The organism is Saccharothrix carnea (assembly GCF_003014735.1).
GTDB lineage: Bacteria > Actinomycetota > Actinomycetes > Mycobacteriales > Pseudonocardiaceae > Actinosynnema > Actinosynnema carneum.
The window spans coordinates 591,487-614,974 of record NZ_PYAX01000004.1; the positions used below are offsets into that span (position 1 = coordinate 591,487).

Consider the following 23,488-nt stretch of genomic DNA (forward strand, 5'->3'; position numbering starts at 1 on the left):
TCACTGATCACGTGGAGCACACGCAACGTCGCTCGCTCTCCTCAGACGCAGGTCGGCCGCGGCCACGACCGCGACCAGCGACCACAACGGCAGGTAGTACTGCTGGGACAGGAAGGTGGAGGCGACCACGACCGCGATCAGGGACGCCTGCACGGCGAGGATCGGCACCGGGTCGGGAGTCGTTCGGCGCACGCGTTCGCTGACGACCGCGGTGAGCGCGAGCAGCGCGGCGAACAGCGCGAAGCCGGGCACGCCGAGTTCGGCGGCGACCTCCAGGTACATGTTGTGCGCCACCGGGGTCTGCTCGTCGATCTCGGCGTTGTTCGAGGCGGCGGGGTAGCCCGCGCGGAACCCGCCGGGCCCGACGCCGAGGGCGGGGTGGTCGGCGACCATGCGCGCGGCGGCCTGCCAGCGCAGCTCGCGGGTGTCCACGTTGGTCCCGGCGACGTGGGACTTCTCCCGCAGCGCCCGGTCGAGTTCCGGTCCGGCGAGCAGGACGGCGGCCACGCCGAGCACGGCCAGCGCCGCCACCCCGCCCGCCAACGCCTTGAGCGGCAGCGCGCGGCGGGCCAGCAGCCAGGCGACGGCGGCGGTGAGGGCGAGCGCGCCGCCCCGGGAGAACGTCGCCGCCGCGCCCGCGACGAGGACCACGGCCGCCGCGGCGGGCAGCACGCGGCGCCGGGTCGCGAGCAGCAGCGGCAGTGCGGCGACCAGGAAGTAGGCCAGGTCGTTCGGGTCCTCCAGCGGCCCGGCGGCCCGCGTCTGCCCTTCGGTGACCATGCCGTGCAGCGCGCCTACGGCGGCCAGCACGGCTCCGGCCACGGTCGCGGCGAGCACGGCGCGGATCGGCACCTCCCGCGAGACGACGTCGATCAGCACGACCGTGACCAGCAGGAACGGCAGCCAGCGCAGGGCGTAGGCCGCCGTGTACGCGCCGCCCGCGTGCGACGCCCAGGACGCCAGCAGCACGACGGCGAGCGCGGCGAGGACCAGGTGCGCGGGGTGCGGCTCGGGTGCCCGGCGGTGCCGCGCCCGCAGCACGGCCCAGGTGAGGACCAGCAGCGCGGGCGGCACCTTGGCCAGGTGGCCGTGGACCTGCAGGAGGTAGCCCTCCAGTGGCGCGACGAACACCGTCGCGCACGTCAGGCCACGCACCAGCGAGGTCATCCGCCGCACCGCGCCAGCAGGCCCGTGTCGTGCTCGCGCAGGCCCGCGTCGAGCCGGTCGACGTGCGCGCCGGTGCCGATCACGTCGAAGTGGTGGTCGCGCAGCGCGCCGAGCACCCAGCCCAGGAACTCGACCTTCCGCGCGCCGGGCACCGCCATGCCGGGGAAGAACTCCAGGCCGGGCGCCTCGGCCGCGCCGAGCACGTCGGTGGGGTGCAGCAGCAGCGACGGCTGCACGCACCGCGCCCGGCACAAGCGCAACGCCGCGCTGAAGTACGCACGGGCCAGCCGCGGTGAGAGCTGGTGCAGTTGGAGCAGGTAGGAGCCGTGGATCGGGACGCGCAGCAGCGGCATGGTGGTGACCGGCAGCTCGACCAGGCCCGTGCCGACCCGCCAGCGGTAGGCGGCGTTCGGCGCGCGGACGCGGGCGAAGCCGCCGAACAGGTCGCGTTCGCCGCCGCTGGGCGCGGTGCGGTTGTGGTAGGCGCGGGCGAGGGGTCCGATCCAGGTGGGCAGGGTGCTGGCGTCGTAGCGGTAGCCGCGTTCGGCGAGCAGTTCCAGCAGGTCTTGGGTGACGCTGTAGCCGGGGCCGCGGAAACCGGTCGGCCGGGGCGCGCCCGCCGCGACGAGGGCGTCCTCGGTGCGGGCGAGCTCGGCTTCGAGCCGGTCGCGGGTGTAGCGGTGCAGCCAGGGTTCGTGGTGGTAGGAGTGGTTGCCGACCTCGTGCCCGGCGGCGGTGATGTCGGCGACGGCCTGTGCGCCGTCGTCGCGTTCGGCGTCCGCGCCGACGACGAACACGGTGGTGGTGAGGCCGTGCGTGCCGAAGACCTCCAGCAGGCGCGGCACGGCGGTGCGCAGGTAGCTGGGCCGGCGTTCCCACTCGGGGTCGCCGTGGGTCTTGAGGTAGGCCCAGAGGTTGTCGAGGTCGAGGGAGACGCTGGCGGTGCTCACCGGGCCACCTCCGCCGGCGCCTTGGTGAAGCGGTCGGCGTAGCCGAGCAGGAGCACGCCGGACACGACGAGCGCGACGCCGAGCGCCACCCACCACTCGCGGCCGGGGCTGATCCGGTCGCCGAGGGCGGCGATGCCGACGATCGAGGTGAGCACGACGGTGGTGGCGTCCATGGTGGCCACGGTCGAGGTGGCCGAGCCGCGGCGCAGGGCCAGCGCGAGGTAGGACTGGCCGACCAGCGCGGCGACGATCATCAGCCACGCCAGCGGGTACAGCGGGAGGGTGGGCAGCGGTTCGTCGGCGAGGGTGCGGCTGGTCATGGCGACCACGGCGAACGCCAGCCCCGCGGCCGCGGCCAGCGGCACGACGCCGCCGACCCGGCGCTGGACCAGCACGAGCGCGACGACCGGGAGTCCGAACAGGACGATCCCGAGCCCTTGGGGCACGTCGTGCGCGGCGGACGGGGTGGCCGCCGCGACGAGCAGCACCAGCCCGGCCGCCATCACCACGAGCACCACGACCTCGATCGCGCGGACGCGCCAGCCGAGCACGGCGATGCCGAACAGGGTGGCCAGCCCGACCGCGCACGACGACCCGGCCTGCACGAGGTAGAGCGGCAGTTCGGCGCGGGCCAGGAACGCCAGCGCGAACCCGCCCACCTGGCCCGCGAAGCCGAGCAGGTAGAGCCGGTCGCGGGCGAGCCGGGCGAGCAGCCCGAGCCCGCCGACACCTCCCTCGGCGCGCCGGGAGGCGATCGACTGGGCGACGATGCCCAGCGCGTACAGCACCGCGGACGCGGCGAGTTCGAGGTAACCAGTCACGCGACCCTTCCCAGGGAGACAACAACCCGTGGAGACAGCCGGCGCGCGAATGCGGTCGGTGTGATCCGGATATCGGAACGGCAGCGTAGAACCCGAAAAACCTCGACTCGTTCGAGCGATAGGCGATTACCCGATCGAGGGAACCCGTCGACTACGGAACGATTTTTCGCGGTGTCGCGGGCACTCTCCGTCTCTCCGCCCATTTACGGTCAGGGCGTCGGGCTGTCGTGGGAGCCTCGGGTGACCGCCACGATCATGGCGGTGCTCCGCGCCCGTGCCGCGTCCCGTGACCTGACGGAGGACCCGTGGCTGAACCGGACACCCGGGAATTCGCCCTGCCCACCGGGGAGGCTCGCCGATCGAGGTGGGGCCGGGCGGTGTCGTGGCCGTTCGCGACGAAGAGACGCCGGTGGGTCGTGGTGGCGGTCGCGGGGTGCCTGGCGCTGGTGGTCGGCGGTGTCCTCGTGTGGCCCGACGCGGCACGGCTGGTTCCCGGCACGCTGCAGGCCGGTGTGCTCCCGGCGGACGAGGTGAGCGCGATCGTGGGCACCGCGCTGCGGTCGGAGGAGGGCGTGAGCGAACCGCCGCCCGCGTTGAGGGCCGAGCCGGCGGAGTGCGCGGCGGTGGTCGGTCCGATGACGCGGTCGGTGTACGGCGACGGGTGGACCGCGTTCTGGGCGGTGGCGCACCAGGAGTCCGAGGCCGTCGCCGACCACGTGGTGACCCAGGTGGTGGCCCGGTACCCCGATCGGGGACGGGCCGAGGCAGTGTTCCGGACGCTCGGCACCGGCGTCACCGAGTGCCGGTCCGCCGTGCGGGTCGGGAGTGACGAGCACACCTCGCCGAAGTGGTTCTACGCGGTGGACGCGCGGACCTCCGACGCCGTGGCGTGGACGGCGGTGCAGCAGACCGGTGACGCGTGGGCGTGCCACCGCCGGGTGCGGGTGGTGGACGACGTGGTCGTCCAGGTCGCGGTGTGCCAGGCCGGTGACGGGAAGCGGGCGGCGACCGAGATCGCCGACCGGGTCGTGGCCCGGGTGGGGTCGTGATCGGGCGCGGGGTGGCGCGGCGGGCCGTGTGCCTGGCCGTGGTCGCGGTCCTGGCGTTTCCCGGCGTGTCGCTCGCCGATACCGTCGCGCCCGGTCCGCTCAGCCCCGGCAGCGACTACTCCTCGTCGTTGAACGCCCGGATCACCGAGCTGGGCGCGCGGATCGAGTCGTGGCCGAAGCGGGAGGCCGAGCTCGCCGACCGGCGGGCCGCACTGGACGGGCGGGTCAGCTCCTACAACGAGCGGTCGCGCGGTGTGCTGTCCCGGCTGGACGAGAACTCACGCCAGATCGCCTCGCACAACGCCACCGTCGCCGGGTACCCCAACGGAGCGCCGCCACCGGTCGCCGACGCGCTGAACGCCCAGGCCACCGCGCTGAACTCGACCAAGCAGCAGCTGCTGGCCGAGGTGCAGGCGATCGCGAGCGAGGGCGACGCGATCAAGGACCAGCAGCGGCGCCTGGACGAGCAGAAGCGCGGCCTCGACCGGGAACGGGCCGAGCTGGTCGCGGAGCGGCAGCGGTTGCTGAGCCAAATGGCATCCGTGCTCCAGTCCCTGCTCGGGCAGCTCGCCACTCCGCCCACGGTGTCGGGAGGCGACGCGGTCCGGCCACCGCGCGTCGTGGACCGCGCGCCGGGCTTGGACGGTGGCGACCCGGTGGCCGGCGGGACGCGTGCCGACGCGTTGGACGCCTACGCGCGCGACAACGGCGTGACGGTGGACAAGCGGCCGTTCACCGCGGTGCTCACGCCGGACGCGGTGGACGGGCTCACCCCGGACCAGGCGGCGGGGTTGGAGCTGCTCGGCGCGTTCGCCGGGTCCGTCGCCAAGCCCGATGGCAACCGCACGGCGCTCTACCCGGTGACGGCGGCGCCCACACCGGCCCAGACCGCGTTCCGCGAGGCGGTCGAACGCGGCGGCCGGGCGACCGCCGTCGTCGGCGGCACGAAGATCACCGTGGACGAGGTCGAGCCGGTCGCCGTCCCCGCGCCGCCCGACCGGTGCCCCGCCCGCAACAGCTTCGCGCCCGGCACGCCCGTCCTGCTCGGCGACGGCACCACCCGTCCCATCGAGCACGTCCGGCCCGGCGACCACGTCCGCGCGACCGACACCGCCACCGGCCGCACCGCGGTGAAACCCGTGCTGGCGCACATCACCGGCACGGGCTGGGAGCACCTGACCCGGGTCGACGTCACCGACGGGTCGCGCACCGGGACGCTCACCACCACCCCGGGTCACCCGTTCTGGGACCCCGACCGGCGGTCCTGGTTCCCCGCCGCCGCCCTGCGCCCGGGTCAGGGCCTGGCCGCGCCGCCCGGTGCCGAGGCGGGCGTTTCGGTCGCCCGCAACGAAACCCGGCCCGCGGCGCCGACCGTGCACAACCTCGCGGTCGCCGACTTCCACACCTACTACGTCCTCGCCGGGCCGATCGCCGTCCTGGTGCACAACCTCGACTGCGCGCAGGTCGACGTCGCGAGCGACGAGCTGAGCACGATCGCGTTCGAGAAGCGGCTCGCGTCCGGGCTGTGGGACGCCCGACGCAACGTCGCGGTCGCCGAGGTCAGGTCGCCGGACGGCAGCACGCGGATCGAGACCGAGGTCAGTTCCGGGCTGGCCGGGGAGCGGCACGCGGAGGCCAGGATCGTGTGGAAGCTGCGGCCCGACGACGTGGTGCTGCGCCTGTACAGCGAACGGGCGCCGTGCCCGGACTTCTGCCGGTTCCTGCTGGAGGAGGACGACCGGGTCAACGGCGCGGTGATCACCTACACGATCCCTTACCTGTCGCCGCACACGGTGAAGGGGCGCGCGTTCAACAACAGCTGGACGGTGATCCTCGCCGACCAGATCGCGCGGGAGAAGGCGCGGCGGGGCTTGCGGTAGCCGGCTTGGCAGACTGTCGGCCTGTGGAGAGGCGGGAGATGTCCCTCGAGCGAGTGGAGGCGGAGCGGGAGGCCGGGTTCGCGCGCGTCGCCGCCGCGGTCGAGGCCGACCTGCGGTTCGTCGGCCTGCCGGTGTTCGCGGGTGGTGACGTCACGCGCGGGGTGCCGTCGCCGGCGGCTCACGTGGTCGTGTTCTACGACCCGCTGGTCGACGGCGCGCCCGGTGTGTTCGTCACGTGGAACCCGGGACGTGAGGCGCTGCAGGCGTCGTTGATGCTGCCCGGCACGCCGGACCGCGCGGTCGACCTCGCCGCCGCGGCCCTGGAGTCGATGCTGGGTGCGCTGGCGGACGTGCTCGCCGCCGCCGGGTGGCGCGTGGACCGCGAGGACGTCGGCGTGCACGAGACGGCGGTGAAGGTGGGCGAAGCCTGACCTGCGTGTTGCCGGATCGGCAACTTTCTTTGCTGATCCGCCGGGGTAGTCCGCAGGATCGGTGGCATGAACGCAACCGAGGAGTACTGGGAGACCTTCTACCGCGACCGGGACCAGGTGTGGACCGGCAAGGCCAACGAGCTGCTGGTGCGCGAGGTCGCCCACCTGGCGCCGGGCACCGCGCTGGACCTGGGCTGCGGCGAGGGCGGTGACGCGTTGTGGCTGGCCGAGCAGGGCTGGCAGGTGACCGCGGTCGACGTGTCCACGGTCGCCCTGGCCAGGGGCGCGGCCCGGGCCACCGAACTGGGCGTGGCCGCGCGCATCGACTGGCAGCGCCACGACTTGGCGCGCTCGTTCCCGACCGGCGTGTTCGACCTGGTCTCGGCCCAGTTCCTGCACTCGTCGGTGGCCGCGGACGGTGAGCGGGAGGGCATCCTGGCGCGGGCTGCGGAAGCGGTCGCACCGGGCGGCGTGCTGCTGGTCGTGGGGCACGCGGGCTGGCCGACGTGGCTGCGCGACAACCCTCCGGTGGACTACGTGTTCCCGACCAACGCCGACGTGCTGGCGTCGCTGGACCTGGGCAAGGGGTGGGTCGTGGAGGTGGACGAGTCGGTCGAGCGGGAGATCACCGGCCGAGAGGGCGAGCACGGCACGCGGGTCGACATCGTGCTGCGGCTCCGGCGGGGTTAGCCGCGGTCGGCGCCGGGGCAGAGGCGGCGTCGCGCAGAACCGCCTACCGGCGCCGACATCGGGGAGCCCGCCGATCGCCGTGACCGGACCGGCGCAAGCCTGTCCGGATGGGCTGTGGGGTGACCGGCGGAACGCGTCGGCTCCCGGATCAGAAGTTGTAGCCGACCGCCACCCTGGAGCCGCCGATGTAGGTGCGAGTGCTGTTGCCCGGGTAGAACCACAGGACACCCGTCGAGTCGAGGCGGGCGACGATGTCTTGGTGGCCGTCGTGGTCCCAGTCCGCCACGTCGACGAAGGTGAACCCGTGCCACCAGGCGCCGATCCTGACCCGGGACGCGACGGGTGGTGGTCGGTACTGGTCGTAGCCCGGGTACAGCCACAGGTCGCCGTTCGTGTCGTCCCGGACGATGAAGTCGTGGTACCCGTCGTGGTCCCAGTCCGCGACACCGGCGAACGTCGAGTCCCAGAATTCGGTGCCGAGCCAGAACTCGTCGTGCAGGTTGAGGACGCCGCCGTTTCCCCGGTACGCCATCAGGGCGCGGTTGCGCAGGTTCACACGGATGAGGTCGTCCACGTGGTCGTGGTTCCAATCCGCCACGTCGACGTACTCGGAATCGAGCGTCTCCGGCGTCGGGCGGTGCAGCTGCGTGTACGGCCACGGCGGGTACCCACCTTTGCCCGTCCCCCGGTACAGCGTCACTTCCCCGGTGGTGTCGTTGCGGCCGACGATGTCCTCGTAAACGTCGCCGTTCCAGTCGCCGATGCCCGCGATCGTGCAGCAACCCCAGCCGTTGCCGATCCTGACCGCTTGGCCGACGAGTCCCCTGCCATTCCCTGGGAACATCCAGACGTCCCCGGTCGCGACCTCCTCGGCGATGATGTCGGGGTTCCCGTCGGCGTCCCAATAGCCGATGCCGCCGAACGTGAACCTGCCGGCCGTCTGCGCCCCGGCCGGGCCGGGCGACGCCATGGCGGCCACCGGAGCCGGCGAGATGGCCGCCGGTACCGCGGCGACGAGCATCGCGACGAGCAACAAGCCGGGTCCGCGCGTTCTCGCCATGGCACCCTCCAGAGGGTCTAGCGGCGACGAAGACCTACACCACTTCGGTGACGTCCCCGCAATCGAGCCTAGGAAAGGTCGTGGGCGGTCGGTACCGCCGTGGATCGCAGTCGCACCGTGGCGGTCGCATCAACCCCGGTTCAGCCGGCAGCCACGTCCGCACCCCTGCCCGGGCGCAGGGCACCAGGACGGGCGTTCACGGCAGAAGTCCCGGATCTCCCCTTCCGTGCGCCGCGTGAGGTCAGAGCCGGTCGAGCAGGGAGGTCAGGGCCTGGCCCAGGGGCAGGTCGACGCGCACGGTGGCGTGGATGTCGCCCCTGGTCTCGCCCTGGTTGACGATCAGGACCGGTTTGCCGGCGGTGGCGGCGTGGCGGACGAACCGCAGGCCCGACATGACGGTCAGCGAGGAGCCGAGGACGAGCAGGGCGTCGGCGGAGTCCACCAGCCGGTAGCACCGCTGCACGCGGGGCCGGGGGACGTTCTCGCCGAAGAACACCACGTCCGGCTTGAGCACGCCGGTGCCGCAGGCGGCGCAGCCGACCAGCCGGAACGACCGCACCGCGTGCTCGGGCAGGTCCACGTCGCCATCGGGGTTGATCCGGGTGGCGGTGGCCTCGAACCCCGGGTTGGCGGCGCGGAACCGGCGGTCGAGGTCCTCGCGGGCGCTCACCGCGCCGCAGTCCAGGCAGGTCACCCGGTCCAGGCCGCCGTGCAGCTCGACCACGTCGGGCGTGCCGGCGGCCTGGTGCAGGCCGTCGACGTTCTGCGTGATGACGCCGGACAGGTGGCCGCGGGCGTGCAGCTCGGCCACGGCGTGGTGCCCGGTGTTGGGCGCGGCGCGGGCGATGGTCCGCCAGCCGAGGTGGCTGCGCGCCCAGTACCGGCGCCTGCCCTCGGCGCTGCCGACGAACTCGTCGTAGGTCATCGGGGTGTGCTTGCGCAGGCTGCCCGACGCGCCCCGGTAGTCCGGGATGCCGGACTCGGTGGACAGCCCGGCGCCGCTGAGCACCAGCACCCGGCCCTCGGCGACCACCCGCACGACCTCGTCCAGGCTGGTGGTGCGCGGCAACGGCGCACCGGTCGGCGTCCAGCTCAGCGTCGGCCGTGTGCGCATGCCGTCCACTTTACGTGCGGCCGGGCGCCGGACCCGTGGACTCGCGGACCACCATCTCGGGCGGGCGGACGTCGACCGCAGCGCCCTCGACCTCGCCCAGGGACGCCAGCAGCACCCGGGCCGCCGCGCGTCCGAGCCCGACCAGGTCCTGGCGCACGGTGGTGAGCTGCGGGTAGACGAGTTCGCCGAGCGGCAGGTCGTCGTGGCCGATCACGGACAGCTCGCCGGGCACGTCCACGCCGAGCCGGCGGGCCGCGCTCATCCCGGCCACGGCCATGGAGTCGTTGGCGAACAGCACGGCGGTGGGGCGGCGGCGGTCCGCCAGCAGCCCGCCGATCGCCTCGACCGCGCCGGCGGCGGTGAAGTCGGACACGACCGAGTGGCTCGGGGCGAGGTCGTGCGCGGCCAACGCGTCCTCGAACACCCGCCGCCGGTAGACGGTGTGGACGCGGTCCTCGGGGCCGGACACGTAGGCGACGCGCCGGTGGCCGTGGTCGACGAGGTGGTCGACGGCGGCGCGGATGCCGTGGTCGAGGCAGGTGGCCTGCACCGAGGGCACCGGGTCTGCGCGCCACGGCGTGCCGATCAGCACGGCGTTCACGCCCAAGGTCCGCAGCAGCTCGAACCGGGTGTCGCCGATCCGGCTCTCGGTGAGCACGACGCCGTCGACCCGGCGTTCGTCGGCGAGCCTGCGGTAGGCGGCCTCCTCGGCGCTGGGCTCCTCGCCGACGATGTGCAGCAGCAGGCCGTAGCCGAGGGGGGACAGCTCGCTCTCCAGGCCGGAGATCAGCAGGGTGAAGTGCGGGTCGGCGCTGAGCAGGTCCGGCGACCGCTTGGCGACCATGCCGATGGCGCGGGTCTTCGCCGAGCGCAGGGCGACGGCGGCGGCGGACGGGGTCCACCGGAGCTTGCTCGCGGCGGTGAGGACGCGTTCGCGGGTGGGCGCGGAGATGCCGCCCTTGCCGTTGACGACCTTCGACACGGCCGCCACCGACACACCCGCGAGGGCGGCGACGTCGGCGATCGTCGGCTTGCGGCTCACCACTCGGTAAACGTTACACCGTCCGTCCCCGGTGCCTCGACAGACCGATGGTTAAACGATATACCTGTGCCATGCAGCGCAACTCCGCCAAGCTCACCGGCCCCGACATCTGGGTGGGGGTCAACTTCTGGTCGCGGACCGGCGGCCCGCTGATGTGGCGCCACTACGACCCGTCCGTGGTGGACGAGGAACTGCGGGTGATGCGCGAGCACGGGATCGGCCTGACCCGCAGCTTCTTCTTCTGGCCGGACTTCATGCCGACCGAGGACTCCCTGGACCCGGTGCTGCTGGCCCGGTACGACGACTTCCTCGACCGGCACCTCGCCTTGGGGATGCGGACGATCCCCACGTTCGTGGTCGGGCACATGTCCGGCCAGAACTGGGACCCCGCCTGGCGCGACGGCCGGGACATCTTCACCGACGAGTCGTTCCTGGACCGGCAGCGCTGGTACGTGCGCGAGCTGACCGGCCGGTGGAAGGACCACCCGGCCGTGGCGGGGTGGCTGCTGAGCAACGAGATCCCGATCTACGCCGACTGGCGGTCGCGCGGCATCGGCACGCTGGACGCGGACGCGGTGACGGCGTGGGCGGCGGCGTTGATCGGCGAGGTCCGCGCGGCGGGCGCGACCCAGCCGGTGTCGGTGGGCGACGGCGCGTGGGGCGTGGAGATCACCGGCCTGGACAACGGTTTCCGGGTCCGCGACCTGACACCGCTGATCGACTTCCACGGGCCGCACGTGTACCGGATGGAGGACGACCAGCTGCGGCTGCACCTCGGCGCGGCGTTCGTCTGCGAGCTGCTCGACCTCGGCGGCAAGCCGGTGGTCCTGGAGGAGTTCGGCGTGACGTCGGACTACGTGTCGGAGGAGAACGCCGCGCACTACTACCGGCAGGTGCTGCACACGACGTTGCTGGCCGGCGCGACCGGCTGGATACCGTGGAACAACACCGACTACGACGACCTGGCCGACCAGGAGCCGTACCGGCACCACCCGTTCGAGATGCACTTCGGGCTGACGGACTCGGCGGGACGGCCGAAGGCGCAGCTGCGGGAGGTGCGCGCGTTCACGGAAGTGTTGCGGCGCACGGACTTCGCGCGGTTGCGGCGGCCGGACACGCGGATCGCGCTGCTGGTGTCGTCGTTCCTGGAGGCGCGGTACCCGTTCACGCAGCCCGAGGACGCGACGAGCGTGGCGGACCACGCGCGGCAGGCCTACATCGCGGCACGGGAGGCGGACCTGCCGGTGGGGGTGGCGCGCGAGCTGGACGGCGTGCCGGACGACTGCGCGCTGTACCTGGTGCCTTCGGTGAAGCAGCTCACCGCGCCGACGTGGCGGGCGCTGGTGGAGCGTGCCGCGGCGGGTGCGGTGGTGTACGCGTCGTACTTCGTCGGGGAGCACCGGACGCAGCGCGGACCGTGGTGGCCGAAGCTGGACGAGACGTTCGGCGTGGTGAAGCAGCTGCGGTACGGGTTGGTCGACCCGATCGAGGACGACCTGGTGCGGATGGTGTTCGTGCGGGACTTCGGTGGCATCGCGGCCGGGGAGGAACTGGAGTTCCGGGTCGGCGGGACGGCCGAGTCGCGGGCGTTCCTGCCGGTGGTGCCCGATGGCGCGGAGGTGCTGGCGGTGGACGGGCACGGGCGGCCCGCGTTGCTGCGCCACCGGGTGGGTGACGGGTGGGTGGTGCTGTGCACGTACCCGGTGGAGCACATGGCCGCGCGGACGCCCCGGGTGAACCCGGAACCGACGTGGCGGCTGTACGCGGCGCTGGCTCTCGAGGCCGGCGTGCCGCCTCGGGTGCGGGTGGACGACCCGTTGGTGATGACGGGATTGATGGAGCACACCGTCGACGGGCGGGTGTTCGCGTGGTTCGTCAGCCAGCACGCGTCACCTGTCGTGGTGACGCCGCTGGTGGCCGGTGGATCGTTGGTGGGGTTGGACGGCTCGCCGCTGGACGCGGTGGAGCTGGGTGCGTTCGGCGTGCTGGTCGGGGAGGTCGTGGCGTGAGGATCGCGGCGGTGGAGGTCGTGGTGACGTGCCCGGGGCGGAACTTCGTCACGCTGCGGATCACCACGGAGGACGGGATCACCGGTCTGGGTGACGCGACGCTCAACGGACGTGAGCTGGCGGTGGAGGCGTACCTGCGCGAGCACGTCGTGCCGCTGCTGGTGGGGCGGGACGCGTCGGCGATCGAGGACACCTGGCAGTACCTGTACCGGGGCGCGTACTGGCGGCGCGGCCCGGTGACGATGGCCGCGATCGCCGCCGTCGACACGGCTCTGTGGGACATCAAGGCGCGGGCGGCGGGGATGCCGCTGTACCAGTTGCTCGGCGGGGCGTGCCGGGTCGGCGCGTTGGCGTACGGGCACGCGTCCGGGCGTGACCTGCCGGAGCTGTTCGACTCGATCCGGGCGCACCTGGAGCGCGGGTTCCGGGCGATCCGGGTGCAGACCGGGATTCCGGGACTGGACACGGTGTACGGGGTGGCGGCGTCGGCGGCCGGCGGCGGTGACCGGTACGACTACGAGCCGGCGCGGCCCACGGCGTTGCCGGTGGAGGAGAGCTGGGACACGCGGGCCTACCTGCGGCACGTGCCCTCGGTGTTCGAGGCGGTGCGGTCGGAGTTCGGGCCGGCGTTGCCACTGCTGCACGACGGCCACCACCGGATGACCCCGATCGAGGCGGCGCGATTGGGGAAGGCGCTGGAGCCGTACGACCTGTTCTGGTTGGAGGACGCCACGCCCGGCGAGGACCAGGCGGCGTTGCGGCTGATCAGGCAGCACACCACCACGCCGTTGGCGATCGGCGAGGTGTTCAACTCCATTCACGACTACACGACGTTGCTGAGCGAGCGGTTGATCGACTACGTGCGTTCGGCGGTCACCCACACGGGCGGGGTGACGGCGTTGAAGAAGGTGCTGGACTTCGCCGCGGTGTACGGGGTCAAGTCGGGGATGCACGGGCCGACCGACATCTCGCCGGTCGGCATGGCCGCCGCGCTGCACCTCGACCTGGCCGTGCACAACTTCGGCATCCAGGAGTACATGCCGCACACCGCGGAGACGCTGGAGGTGTTCCGGACGTCTTACACGTTCGTGGACGGTCTGCTGCACCCGTCCGACTCGCCGGGGCTGGGGGTGGAGCTGGACGTGGACGCGGCGGGCCGATTCCCCTACCGTGCCGCGTACCTGCCGGTGAACCGGCTGGCGGACGGCACACTCCACGACTGGTGAGGCGGGCGCGGTGCGGAGGATCGTGTTGTGGCTCTCGGTGTCGTTGGACGGCTTCTTCGAGGGCGTGGACGGGTCGATCGACTGGCACTTGGTGGACGACGAGCTGCACTCGCACATGAACGCGAAGCTGGCGGTGATGGGCGCGTTCCTGGAGGGGCGGCGCACGTACGAGTTGATGGAGGAGTACTGGCCGACTGCCGACCAGGACCCCGCCGCGTCCGGGCCCACGGTGGAGTTCGCGCGGATCTGGCGGGGGATGCCGAAGGTCGTGTACTCGCGGACGTCGAAGTCGGTGGGGCCGAACGCGACGCTCGTGCGGTCGGTGGTGCGGGAGGAGGTGCTGGCGCTGAAGGCGTCGGCGCGCGGTGACCTCGTCGTCGGCGGCCCCGACCTGGCCACCACCTTCCGCCGCCTGGGCCTGATCGACGAGTACCGCCTCTACGTCCACCCGGTCCTGCTCGGCCAGGGTCGGCCGTGGCTCACCCCGGAGGAGGCGAAGACCGACTTGGACCTGGTCGAGACGAGGACCTTCGGCAACGGCGTCGTCCTCCTCCGCCACCAGGTCCGCACCCCCACTACTCACACCATCGGGTGAACATCGCCCAACAATGTACGGAAACACCGTTACCCCACCTCGGTTGAAAACCAGCGGAAGCCCGACCACCCCCGACCGCCCACACACCGCACCGCCCACCCACACCGCCCACCCTCGCCTCCGACCCCGCACCGCACCGCACCGCCCACACTCGCCCACCGCTCGCCACACGCGCGCCCTTCACCCACCGCACCCACGCCCCGCACCCTCCGCCCGCCCGACACCAGGCCGCGAGACCGCCCCACGCAGCCGCACCCTCCGCCCGCCACACGACACCGCCCCACCACGCACCCCCGCGCCCAGCACGCACCGCCGCACCCCTGCGCCACCGCGCCCCAGCACGCACTCCCGCGCCGCCGCATTCCAGCAGGCACCCCCGTACCTCCGCGCCCCAGCACGCACCCGCCGCGCCGCCGCGCCCAGCACGCACCCGCCGCGCCGCCGCGCCCAACCCCCGCCCCAGCACGCACTCCCCGCCGCCGCACCCCCTGCACGCTGGCCCGCGCGCCGCCGCACCCCTGCACGCTGGCCCGCGCGCCGCCGCAGCGCCACAACGACGGCACGCACGCACCGCACCGCCGCGCCTGGCACACAGCCCGGCCCCATCCGGACTCCGGCACACGCCTGCCGTTCCACGACGACCCGCTGGAGGTCACGTTGGCCATCACCACTCCGGTCGTGGGGCTGGTCCAGGTCTACCCGGGCGGCCGGACGACCGTGTCCGAGAACGACTTCCGGGCGCTGTGCAAGCGCACCACGGGAAGGGTCCTCAATGGACTCGTCACGTAACCGCACCCTGCTGGCCCTGGCGGCGTTGTGCTCGACCGCCCTCTTCCAGCTCGGCACGGGTCTGTCGCCGGTCGCCGCGATGACCTGGCTCGCGCCGCTCCCCCTCCTCCTCACCGCCCCACGCACGTCCGGCCGCGCCGCCGCCTGCCTCGCGTTCGGCTCGTGCCTGCTGGGCCTGACCAACAGCCGGCCGTTCCTCGCCCACTCCCACGACCTGCCGCTGTGGCCGTGGGGTGTCGCCGTCACGGTCGGTCTGGCGGCGACCTTCGCCCTCGCGGTCACGCTGTTCCGGGCGCTGCTCGTCAACGGCCGCACGCTCCTCGCCGTGACGACCGCACCGGCCGCCTGGGTCGCGGTCCTGTTCGGCGTGGCCTCGGTCAACCCCACGGGCATCATGGGCACCTTGGCGACCACGCAGGCCGACGTGCCGCTGATCGTGCAGACCGCCGCGATCACGGGCGCCTGGGGCGTCGAGTACCTGGTCCTCTTCCTGCCGGTCGCGGTCGCCGCGGCACTGATCAAGCGTGACGCGCGGATCGCCGCAGTCGCCGCGACAGTGCTCGCGGTGGTGCTGATCAACGGCGGCGTGCGGCTGGCCCTGGACGACGGACCGACGCGGCGCGTCGCACTGGTGGCGAGCAACCACCACGGCTGGGTCACCGACCTGGGCACACCGGCCGGAACCGAGCTCGTGGCCGCATACGCGCGCGAGGTCGAGGCACTGCCGGACGGCGTCGCGGTCGCGGTGCTGCCGGAAGCCGCGTTCGGCGCGCACGAGGCCCGGCCCGCGCTACTGGTCGACACGATGACCGCGCTCGCCCGCGCGCGGGGCATCGACATCGTGGTCGGCTTCGCGCAGTGGACGGACGGCGAGAAGTACAACTACGCCTTGACGTTCCCGGCTTCCGGCGCCGAGCCCGTGCGCTACCTCGAGCACCACGACAGGGTCAGCCCTCCGGGGCACGACCTCACGCTCCTCGGCACGACCGGTGTCGTGGTGTGCGGGGACGTCGACCACCGCGACCCCACCGCGGACTACGCGATGGCGGGCGCACGACTGCTGGCCGTCCCGGCGTCCGACGAGCAGGACAACGGCCGGCAGCGCAGCCGCACCGCGTTGCTGCGCGGTGTCGAGCACGGGGTGGCGGTGGCGTGGAGCGGTCGGTCCACGCGGCTGATGGCGGCCGACGCCCGCGGTCGGGTGGTGGCCGAGGCGAGCACCGGCGGCCCGGCGCCCTTCACCACGGTGGTCGCCGACGTGCCGACCGGTGACGGGCCCACCCCGTACGCGCGACTGGGGGACTGGTTCGCGTGGCTGTGCGTGGGCTTCGTCGTGACGGTCCTGGTCCGCTACCGGGTCGTCACCCGCCCGGGCCGACCTCAGAACCGGAACGCGGCACGCACCACGGCGGCGTCGTAGGGGCGGTTGCCGGATTGGACCGGCATCGTGTCGGGTGGGCGCGGCCCGACCAGGGACGCCGCTTCGGTGGGCAGGCCGGGCCAGTGGTCGGTCACGGCCAGTTCCAGCGGCGTGCCGGGGGCCAGGTCGCACGTGATCTCGCGGCTCGACGACCCGTACAGCTCGAAGGTCGAGCCGGGGAGGTCCGTCGCGCCGAGGCGGCAGCCCCGCAGGCCCTGGTCGGACAGCGTCACGTGCGTCCGCCACGCCCGCGCGGTCGGCGTGACGCGGAACGTCACGGTCCGCACGGCAGCGTCCGCGGAGCCGACCAGGGTTGCCGTGGGCGCGGGGAGGTTCAGGGCGGGTGCGGCGGCGCGCATCAGCGGGCCGTTCGGCATCGGGTACGGCAACGTCACCCGTTCCGGGTTACCGCCCAGCACGCGGGACGTCCACTCGTCGGGTTCGGGGTCGGCGGAGAGCCAGCTCGCACCGCCCGCGTCCTGCAGGTAGATCAGCGAATCGGGACGCGGCTCGTCCGGCGCGAAGCCGAACCGCACGGTCCCCGCGGCGATCAGGGCCACCGCTACCGCCATCACGGCCAGGGTCGGCGTCCACGAGCGGAACGCCGTGAGCAGCGGCAGCAGCAAGATGCCCGCCAGCACCGCGAACACCACGGCCACCGCACTCAACGGCATGCCCAGCGCCACCGTCATCGTGCCGACCAACGGCGGGAAGATCGCCGCCGCCACCAGCGCCGGGAGGAACGCCGCCCGGGTCGTCCACAACGCGGGCAGGCCGAACAGCAGCGTCCACTGGAACAGGAACCCGGCGCCCGGCACGGCCACCGTCGCGGCCACCAGCAGCACGGCCGTCACGACCAGCACCCCGGCGACCACGTCCGACGACGACCACCGGCGCACGACCCGGGCCGCGGCGAGCAGCACCGCCAACCCCAGCACGCAGAACCCGGCGACGAACCAGCCCCGCTCGTGCGGCTCGGACAGCGCCAGGAACCCCAGCCCCGGCCGCACCGCCGCCACCAGCGTCCACACCCCGAACGACAACGCGCCCGCCACGACCACCGCGCCGACCGCCACCCCGGCCACCGCGAGCACGCCCCGCCACCGCGAACGTCCACTCCGGACACCCAGGACCAGCAGCGACACCAACGCCGCCACCGTCACCGCGGCCAGCACCACCGCGAGCCACGTCGGGTAGTGCACCAGCAGCCGGGAGAACAGGTCGAAGTACACGGCGTCACCGCCACCGGCACGCAGGTCGCGGTCGCCCAACGCCCGCACCAGCCCGACCATCGTCTCGCCGTGGTGCTGCAGGCTGCCCCGGTCCAACCGCTCCAGGTCGTCGTAAGGCGAGTGGTAGTCGTGCACGTGCTCGATGAACGCGCTGTTCAACCCCCGTGCGCCCGCCTCCTGGAACACGGTGAAGTCGCTGTAGTTCGGCATCCGCCGGTAGACCTCGTAGGCGAACGAGTTCGCGATCGGCCTGCTGCTCGCCGCACCGAACGCCGACACGAACGGCGCGTTGTCGGCACCGGTCTGGAACATCCACACCGGTCCGCCGCTCCCCCGCGCCTCCCAGTTCAGCACCGCGCCGACGCCGTCCACCCCGTTGCGCCGCACGTACGCTTCGGCGCCGAGCGTCCCGGCCTCCTCGCCGTCGGTGAACAGGAACACCACGTCGTTGCCCACCGCACCGGTCGTGACCGCGCGCAACGTCTCCAGCATCGCCGCGACCGCCGCGCCGTCGTCGGCCGCACCGGGGCCGGTGGGCACCGAGTCGTAGTGCGCGACCAGCAGCAACGCCTTGCCGCCGCTCAGCGCCGGATCCGTGCCGCGCACGCGTGCCACGACGTTGTGCGGGGTGGCCACCCGGGCCACGCCCCGCCACGGCACGACGACGTCGTCGGACTCCACCGCCACCTCGGCGCCGAGGGCTCGAGCGGTGGCGACGAGGTAGTCGCGGACGCGTTCGCTGTCCGCCGAGCCGATCGGGTGGGGTCGTTGGGCGATGGCCGTCAGGTGCTGTTCGGCACGTCCGGCGGCGAACTCCCCCGGCGGCGCGTCGACCACCGGCGCGGGCGGCCGGAACGCCAGCACGGCCAGCGCACCCACCCCTGCGATCACCGTGAGCAGGGCCGACACCCGACGGATCATCCGCAGACCCTAACCCGGCGGAAACCCGATCGACACCGCCTCGGGGCCCGGCGCACCATGTGCGCCATGGACGCCCTTCCCGCCGGTCACACCGTCCGGCCGCCCCGCCCCGAGGACGCCGAGCTGATCCTCGGCCTCGTGCACGCCTACACCACGGCGGTCATCGGGTTCGCCGACTACACGCTCGAGGACATGTGCGACGAGCTGCGGCGGCCCGGCTTCGACCTGGAGCGCGACGCGTGGCTGGTGTTGGGCCCGGCGGGCGAGCCGGTCGGGTACGCGACGGCGAACGGCAAGAGCGGCAGCGACGAGGTCGACGTGGACGTGGTCTCGGCGGACCCGGCGATCGCCGACTGGCTGTTCACCAGGGTGCTGGACCGGGCGCGGGAGATCGGGCGCGCGGGCGGGCACGACGGGGTGACCGTCGACCAGGGCGTCTACCGCGACGACACGGCGTTGCGGACGCGGGTGGCGGCGCTGGGGTTCGAGGCCGGCACCACGTTCCACCGGATGCGGATCGACCACGTCGGTGACGTGCCGCCGCCCGCGCCGGTGCCGGGGCTGGTGCTGCGGCAGGGCGTGGACCCCGCCGTGCGGCGGACCGCGCACGAGGTGTGGAACGCGTCGTTCGCCGGCCAGTTCGGGTTCGTGCCGAAGAGCTACGACGCGTGGCACGCGGACCTGGACAGCAAGTCGATCTTCGACTGGTCGGGGCTGTGGCTGGCCGAGCTGGACGGGCGTCCGGCCGGGTTCGCGACGTGCACCGACCAGTTCGCCGACGAGGACTGCGGGTACGTCGGCCACCTGGGCGTGCTGGCGGAGGCGCGGGGTCGCGGGGTGGCGAAGCACCTGTTGGGGCACGCGTTCCACCTGGACGCGTCCGCCGGGCGGGTGGGCACGATCCTGCACGTCGACTCGAACAACCCCACGCCCGCGCTGGGGCTGTACGAGTCGGTCGGCATGCGGCCGGTGCTGGTGATCGACGTCTGGCGCGGCCGGCTGGCGTGACCGGGGCGCTCGTCGTGGGCTAGGCGTTCTGCTGGCTGTCGATCGCCCACTGCCCGTTGACCTTGACCAGCGTGTAGAGGTGCTCCTCCGACTGCGTTCCGCCGGACTTGAACGTGTACGACACGGTCGCCGCCACCTGCTCCGGGCCGACCGCGCGCACGTTGCTGACGGTCACCGCGCTCATTTGCCCCCACCAGGCCTGGTAGTCGGCGAAGGTCTGCGCCCGCGCGGCCTTGAACCCGTCGGTGAGGCGGCCGTAGGCGGTTTCCAGGTTGTTCGGCAGCAGGCCGTAGTAGTCGCTCAACGCCTGGTCGGGGCCCACTTCGGCAGGTGGTTGGGGTGCGTCGGTCGTGGTCGTCGTCGTGGTGGCGGCGGTCGTGGTCGGCTCGGGCTCCTCGGTGGTCTGGGTCGGGGCGTCGGTCGTCGTCGGGTCGGCGGCGGCAGCGGTGGTGGTGGTCTCGCCGGTGGTGGTCGACCCGGCCGAAGGTGAGCCGGCGTTGTCGCCCCGGGTGAGCAGGTACGCCACGGCGGCGATGGCGATCAGGGCCACTGCGGCGAGCGCGATGAGCGCCTTGCGGTCGCCCCGCTTCTCCTCGCCCCGCGCGGCCGGGGTCACCACGTGGGTCGGCGTGGGTGGGGCGGGAGCCGGGTCGACCGGCGCGGGTTCGGCGGTCGTCGGCTTGGCCGGTTCGGGTGCGGGCTCGGGTTCGGGCTCGGGCTCCGGGTCCGGCACGGGGTCGAGGGGCGCGGCCAGGATCGCGGTCGGCGCGGGGGCCGGCGGCGGAGGCAGAGGCGGTGACGTGCCGTCGAACCGCACGTCGCGCAGCATCCGCTCCGCATCGGCCATGGTCGGCCGGGTCTCCGGGTTCGGGTCGAGCAGGCGCATCAGCACCGGCGTCAACGGCCCGGCGTTGCGCGGTGGCGGGAACCGGCCGTCCGCGACCCGGTGCAGCAGGGCGATGGTGTTGCCGTCCACGCCGAACGGCGGCGTGCCCTCCAGTGCCGCGTAGAGCGTCGCGCCGAGCGCGAACACGTCCGCCGGGAACTCGCCCTTGCCGCCGCGCGCCACCTCCGGGGCCAGGTAGGCGGGGGTGCCGACGAGCATCCCGGACGCGGTGACGGTGGCCTCGTCGGCCGCGCGGGAGGTGCCGAAGTCGGTGACCTTGACCGTGCCGAACTCGGTGACCAGCACGTTGCCCGGCTTCACGTCCCGGTGCATGACGCCGGCCGTGTGCGCGGCGGCCAGCCCGGACGCCAGCTGCACGCCCAGCCGGGCCACCTCCTCGGGCGGGAGGGTGCCGCGTTCGGTCATCACCGTGGCCAGGCTGCGCGACGGCAGGTACTCCATGATCAGCCACGGGTGGCCGTCCTGCTCGACCACGTCGTACAGCGCGATCACGTTGGGGTGCGACAGGCGGGCCGCGATGCGCCCCTCCCGGATCGCGCGGTCGATCGACTCCTGGTCGAACCCGGTGCGGGACAGCAGTTCCTTGACCGCGACGACGCGGCGCAGCCGCTGGTCCTCGGCGCGCCACACCACCCCCATCCCACCCGTGCCGACCCGCTCGGTCAGCCGGTACCGGCCTGCGATTGTGCGGTCCTCCACCCGTGCTCCCAACGTCGCGCGCACGTCCGGCGCCGGGGGTACCCGATCGGGTTACCCCTCGAACGTGCGTTTCAGTCGTAACACTTCCAGTGGTCGTTTGTCCCTTCACCACGCGGGTCGGCCGGTGAGTTGCGCACCACCCCGCTTCGGCACCGGCACGGGGAAGTCCTATGTGGACGTGCGCTGATCGCTTCACCGCCGCTGGATCCGACCACCCGGGCGGTCGACCAGGCCGTTGGGCGGTGTACTCCGATCGGCCCAAGCGCTGGTAGGTGAGCGGTCGGGCCGGGGTTGGTCTGGGGGTTGGTCCGGGGGTTCGGCCGGGGAGCCGGAGCGGTTGAGCGGCGTCCGGTGCGGGTGGTGGCGCCGGCTAGGCTGGTCCGGCCGGAGACGACACCGTCCGTGGAGGAGATCACCGTGGCCGTTCCCGACTGGGTGCCCGCGGGCATCGACATCGAACGGCCGTCCGCCGCTCGGGTCTACGACTACCTCCTCGGCGGCGGCCACAACTTCGCCGGTGACCGGGCGGTCGGTGACCTCATCACGACCCGATTACCGCACGCCCGTGACATCGCCCGGTCCAACCGGGCGTTCCTGCGGCGCGCGGTGGGCTTCATGGTCGACCGCGGCGTCACCCGCTTCCTCGACCTGGGTTCCGGCATCCCGACCGTGGGCAACGTCCACGAGATCGCCCAGCGCGCCGAGCCCGCCAGCCGCGTCGTCTACGTCGACTACGAGGACGTCGCCGTGGCGCACAGCCGGCTGCTGCTCCGGACGGACGAGCAGACCGAGATCGTGCAGGCCGACCTGACCGACCCCGACAGCGTCCTCGCCGCGCCCGAGGTAGAGGGCCTGCTGGACACCGACGAGCCGGTCGGGCTGCTGATGGTCGCCGTGCACCACTTCGTGCCCGACCTCAAGGACCCGGCGGGACTCGTCGCCCGGTACCGGGCCGCGTTGCCGCGGGGCAGCTACGTGGCCATCTCGCACCTGACCGCCGACCACGACCCGGAGGGGATGGCCGAGGTGACGGCGGCGATGGCCACCAGCCCGGACCCGATGTTCTTCCGGCCGTACGAGCGGGTCTTGGCGCTGTTCGAGGGGCTGGACCTCGTGGAACCCGGTGTTGTCGACGCGCCGCTGTGGCGGCCCGAACCCGGTGTGCCCGCGGGACTCACGCGGGGCGTGTACGCCGGTGTGGGGCGGGTCGTCTAGGTGGACTACCCGATCGCGCGACGTCCCGGGTTCGACCCTCCGGCGGAGTTCGCTTCGCTGCGGGAGGAGGCGCCGGTGTGCCCGGTGTCGTTGCGGCACGGCCAGCAGGCGCACCTGGTGACGCGGTACGACGACGTGCGGGCGGTGCTGCGGGATCACGGCCGGTTCTCGTCCGATCCCAGCCGGCCGGGTTTTCCGCAGTTGCGGCCGGTGGTGGACCGCAAGGCGGCGCCCGGGAGCTTCCTGGTCACCGATCCGCCTTCGCACACCCGGTACCGGCGGATGCTGACCGGTGAGTTCACCGTGCGGCGGATGGCCGCGTTGCGGCCCGAGGTGGAGCGGATCACGCGGGAACGGTTGGGGACACTGCGTTCCGGGCCGCGGCCGGCGGACCTGGTGACGGCGTTCGCGCTGCCCGTGCCGTCCGACGTGATCTGCCTGTTCCTCGGCGTGCCGGTGGCGGACCAGGACTTCTTCTCCAGCCGCAGCCGTGCCCACCTGGACCGGTCGTTGTCGGCGGAGCAGGTGCGGGCGGCGCTGGAGGAGCTGCACGGGTACCTGGCCGACCTGATCCGCACCCGCCGGCGGGAGCCGCGGGACGATTTGATCAGCCGTTTGGTGCGGGAGCCGGGGTTGACCGACGAGGAGGCCGTCGGGATGTCCGTGCTGCTGCTCGTGGGCGGGCACGAGACGACGGCGAACTCGATCGCGCTGTCCGTGCTGGCGTTGCAGCGTGATCGGGCGCGGTGGGAGGCGCTGGTCGCGGAGCCTTCGCTGGTGGACAACGCGGTGGAGGAGCTGCTGCGCTACCTCAGCCCCGTGCACCACGGGGTGGTGCGGGCGGTGACGGGTTCGGCGGCCGTGGGCGGGACGGCGCTCGGGCCGGGCGACGGCGTGATCGCGTCCCTGTTCGCCGCGAACCGCGACCCGGCCGCGTTCCCCGACCCGGACCGCCTCGACCTGCGGCGGGACGCGCGGACACACCTCGCGTTCGGCAGCGGGGTGCACCAGTGCATCGGCCACCTGTTGGCACGCCTGGAGATGCGCGTCGCACTCCGAGCCCTGGTGACGGAACTCCCAACCCTGCACCTCGCCGTGCCGTTCGAGGACGTCGAGTTCAAGTTCGACGCCCCGATCTACGGCCTCCGCTCACTGCCGATCACCTGGTAGCCCGCGCCGGCTTCAGTGCGGTCGCGGACAGGGCAGCAGCCGCAACCCCACCCGAATTCCACTGCCGGGCCGGACCCGGGGGCAGGCTGGGTG

At 73.2% G+C, this 23,488-nt stretch carries 19 protein-coding genes; 11 read left to right on the top strand and 8 right to left on the bottom strand.

Features of this window, described 5'->3' with window-relative positions; translation table 11 throughout:
- Genes B0I31_RS14275 through B0I31_RS14285 form a run of 3 tightly spaced genes read right to left on the bottom strand, consistent with a single transcriptional unit; the run spans position 1 to position 2,938 of the window.
- The gene (locus B0I31_RS14275; protein WP_106615966.1) at positions 1–1,167 is read right to left on the bottom strand and encodes an O-antigen ligase family protein; all 1,167 of its coding nucleotides are present in this window, start codon (positions 1,165–1,167) and stop codon (positions 1–3) included.
- Positions 1,164–2,117, bottom strand: a complete 954-nt coding sequence (locus B0I31_RS14280) for a polysaccharide deacetylase family protein (RefSeq protein ID WP_106615819.1) — start codon at positions 2,115–2,117, stop codon at positions 1,164–1,166. The genes B0I31_RS14275 and B0I31_RS14280 overlap by 4 nt, the downstream gene beginning before the upstream one ends.
- Complete coding sequence (locus B0I31_RS14285; protein WP_106615820.1) at positions 2,114–2,938, bottom strand: hypothetical protein; 825 nt, start codon at positions 2,936–2,938, stop codon at positions 2,114–2,116. The genes B0I31_RS14280 and B0I31_RS14285 overlap by 4 nt, the downstream gene beginning before the upstream one ends.
- A gap of 305 nt (positions 2,939–3,243) precedes the next feature.
- Here B0I31_RS14285 and B0I31_RS14290 point away from each other — a divergent pair, with 305 nt between their 5' ends.
- From B0I31_RS14290 to B0I31_RS14305, 4 genes are all read left to right on the top strand, one after another.
- The gene (locus B0I31_RS14290) at positions 3,244–3,987 is read left to right on the top strand and encodes a sensor domain-containing protein (protein WP_106615821.1); all 744 of its coding nucleotides are present in this window, start codon (positions 3,244–3,246) and stop codon (positions 3,985–3,987) included.
- Positions 3,984–5,867, top strand: coding sequence for a polymorphic toxin-type HINT domain-containing protein (locus tag B0I31_RS14295; RefSeq protein ID WP_106615822.1), 1,884 nt, complete (start codon positions 3,984–3,986; stop codon positions 5,865–5,867). Before B0I31_RS14290 ends, B0I31_RS14295 begins: the two co-directional genes overlap by 4 nt.
- A 38-nt stretch (positions 5,868–5,905) precedes the next feature.
- A complete protein-coding gene (locus B0I31_RS14300) occupies positions 5,906–6,298 on the top strand; it encodes a hypothetical protein (protein WP_146173845.1) in 393 nt (130 codons plus the stop codon).
- Positions 6,299–6,364: 66 nt separating this feature from the next.
- A complete protein-coding gene (locus B0I31_RS14305; protein ID WP_106615824.1) occupies positions 6,365–6,988 on the top strand; it encodes an SAM-dependent methyltransferase in 624 nt (207 codons plus the stop codon).
- A gap of 148 nt (positions 6,989–7,136) precedes the next feature.
- Here the strand turns inward: B0I31_RS14305 and B0I31_RS14310 are convergent, their stop codons facing one another.
- The 3 genes from B0I31_RS14310 to B0I31_RS14320 all read right to left on the bottom strand — a co-directional run bounded on the left by B0I31_RS14310 (position 7,137) and on the right by B0I31_RS14320 (position 10,207).
- Entirely contained in the window at positions 7,137–8,048 is a 912-nt protein-coding gene (locus B0I31_RS14310) for an FG-GAP repeat domain-containing protein (RefSeq protein WP_106615825.1), read from the bottom strand.
- Positions 8,049–8,289: 241 nt separating this feature from the next.
- Positions 8,290–9,162 (bottom strand): NAD-dependent protein deacetylase, encoded by an 873-nt coding sequence (locus tag B0I31_RS14315; RefSeq protein WP_106615967.1) that lies wholly within the window; start codon positions 9,160–9,162, stop codon positions 8,290–8,292.
- A gap of 10 nt (positions 9,163–9,172) precedes the next feature.
- A complete protein-coding gene (locus tag B0I31_RS14320) occupies positions 9,173–10,207 on the bottom strand; it encodes a LacI family DNA-binding transcriptional regulator (protein ID WP_106615826.1) in 1,035 nt (344 codons plus the stop codon).
- A 68-nt stretch (positions 10,208–10,275) separates the two neighbouring features.
- Here B0I31_RS14320 and B0I31_RS14325 point away from each other — a divergent pair, with 68 nt between their 5' ends.
- The 4 genes from B0I31_RS14325 to B0I31_RS14345 all read left to right on the top strand — a co-directional run bounded on the left by B0I31_RS14325 (position 10,276) and on the right by B0I31_RS14345 (position 16,243).
- Positions 10,276–12,213, top strand: coding sequence for a cellulase family glycosylhydrolase (locus B0I31_RS14325; protein WP_106615827.1), 1,938 nt, complete (start codon positions 10,276–10,278; stop codon positions 12,211–12,213).
- On the top strand, positions 12,210–13,439 hold the full coding sequence (gene manD, locus B0I31_RS14330; protein ID WP_106615828.1) for a D-mannonate dehydratase ManD: 1,230 nt from the start codon (positions 12,210–12,212) through the stop codon (positions 13,437–13,439). Before B0I31_RS14325 ends, manD begins: the two co-directional genes overlap by 4 nt.
- A gap of 10 nt (positions 13,440–13,449) precedes the next feature.
- Positions 13,450–14,034, top strand: coding sequence for a dihydrofolate reductase family protein (locus B0I31_RS14335; protein ID WP_106615829.1), 585 nt, complete (start codon positions 13,450–13,452; stop codon positions 14,032–14,034).
- Positions 14,035–14,806: 772 nt separating this feature from the next.
- On the top strand, positions 14,807–16,243 hold the full coding sequence (locus B0I31_RS14345; protein WP_106615830.1) for a nitrilase-related carbon-nitrogen hydrolase: 1,437 nt from the start codon (positions 14,807–14,809) through the stop codon (positions 16,241–16,243).
- On the opposite strand, the gene B0I31_RS14350 is transcribed toward B0I31_RS14345, so the two are convergent.
- Positions 16,204–18,396, bottom strand: coding sequence for a M20/M25/M40 family metallo-hydrolase (locus B0I31_RS14350; protein WP_106615831.1), 2,193 nt, complete (start codon positions 18,394–18,396; stop codon positions 16,204–16,206). The two genes, B0I31_RS14345 and B0I31_RS14350, sit on opposite strands and share 40 nt — an antisense overlap.
- Before the next feature lie 66 nt (positions 18,397–18,462).
- Here B0I31_RS14350 and B0I31_RS14355 point away from each other — a divergent pair, with 66 nt between their 5' ends.
- Complete coding sequence (locus tag B0I31_RS14355; protein ID WP_106615832.1) at positions 18,463–19,404, top strand: GNAT family N-acetyltransferase; 942 nt, start codon at positions 18,463–18,465, stop codon at positions 19,402–19,404.
- A gap of 19 nt (positions 19,405–19,423) precedes the next feature.
- On the opposite strand, the gene B0I31_RS41745 is transcribed toward B0I31_RS14355, so the two are convergent.
- The gene (locus tag B0I31_RS41745; RefSeq protein ID WP_245949894.1) at positions 19,424–21,010 is read right to left on the bottom strand and encodes a serine/threonine-protein kinase; all 1,587 of its coding nucleotides are present in this window, start codon (positions 21,008–21,010) and stop codon (positions 19,424–19,426) included.
- A gap of 417 nt (positions 21,011–21,427) precedes the next feature.
- Here B0I31_RS41745 and B0I31_RS14375 point away from each other — a divergent pair, with 417 nt between their 5' ends.
- Together B0I31_RS14375 and B0I31_RS14380 are read left to right on the top strand one after the other, a co-directional pair.
- Positions 21,428–22,225 carry an SAM-dependent methyltransferase gene (locus B0I31_RS14375; RefSeq protein WP_106615968.1) on the top strand — a complete coding sequence of 266 codons (798 nt, stop codon included), beginning with the start codon at positions 21,428–21,430 and terminating at the stop codon, positions 22,223–22,225.
- The gene (locus B0I31_RS14380) at positions 22,226–23,395 is read left to right on the top strand and encodes a cytochrome P450 (RefSeq protein ID WP_106615833.1); all 1,170 of its coding nucleotides are present in this window, start codon (positions 22,226–22,228) and stop codon (positions 23,393–23,395) included.
- The last annotated feature ends 93 nt before the right edge of the window (positions 23,396–23,488 follow it).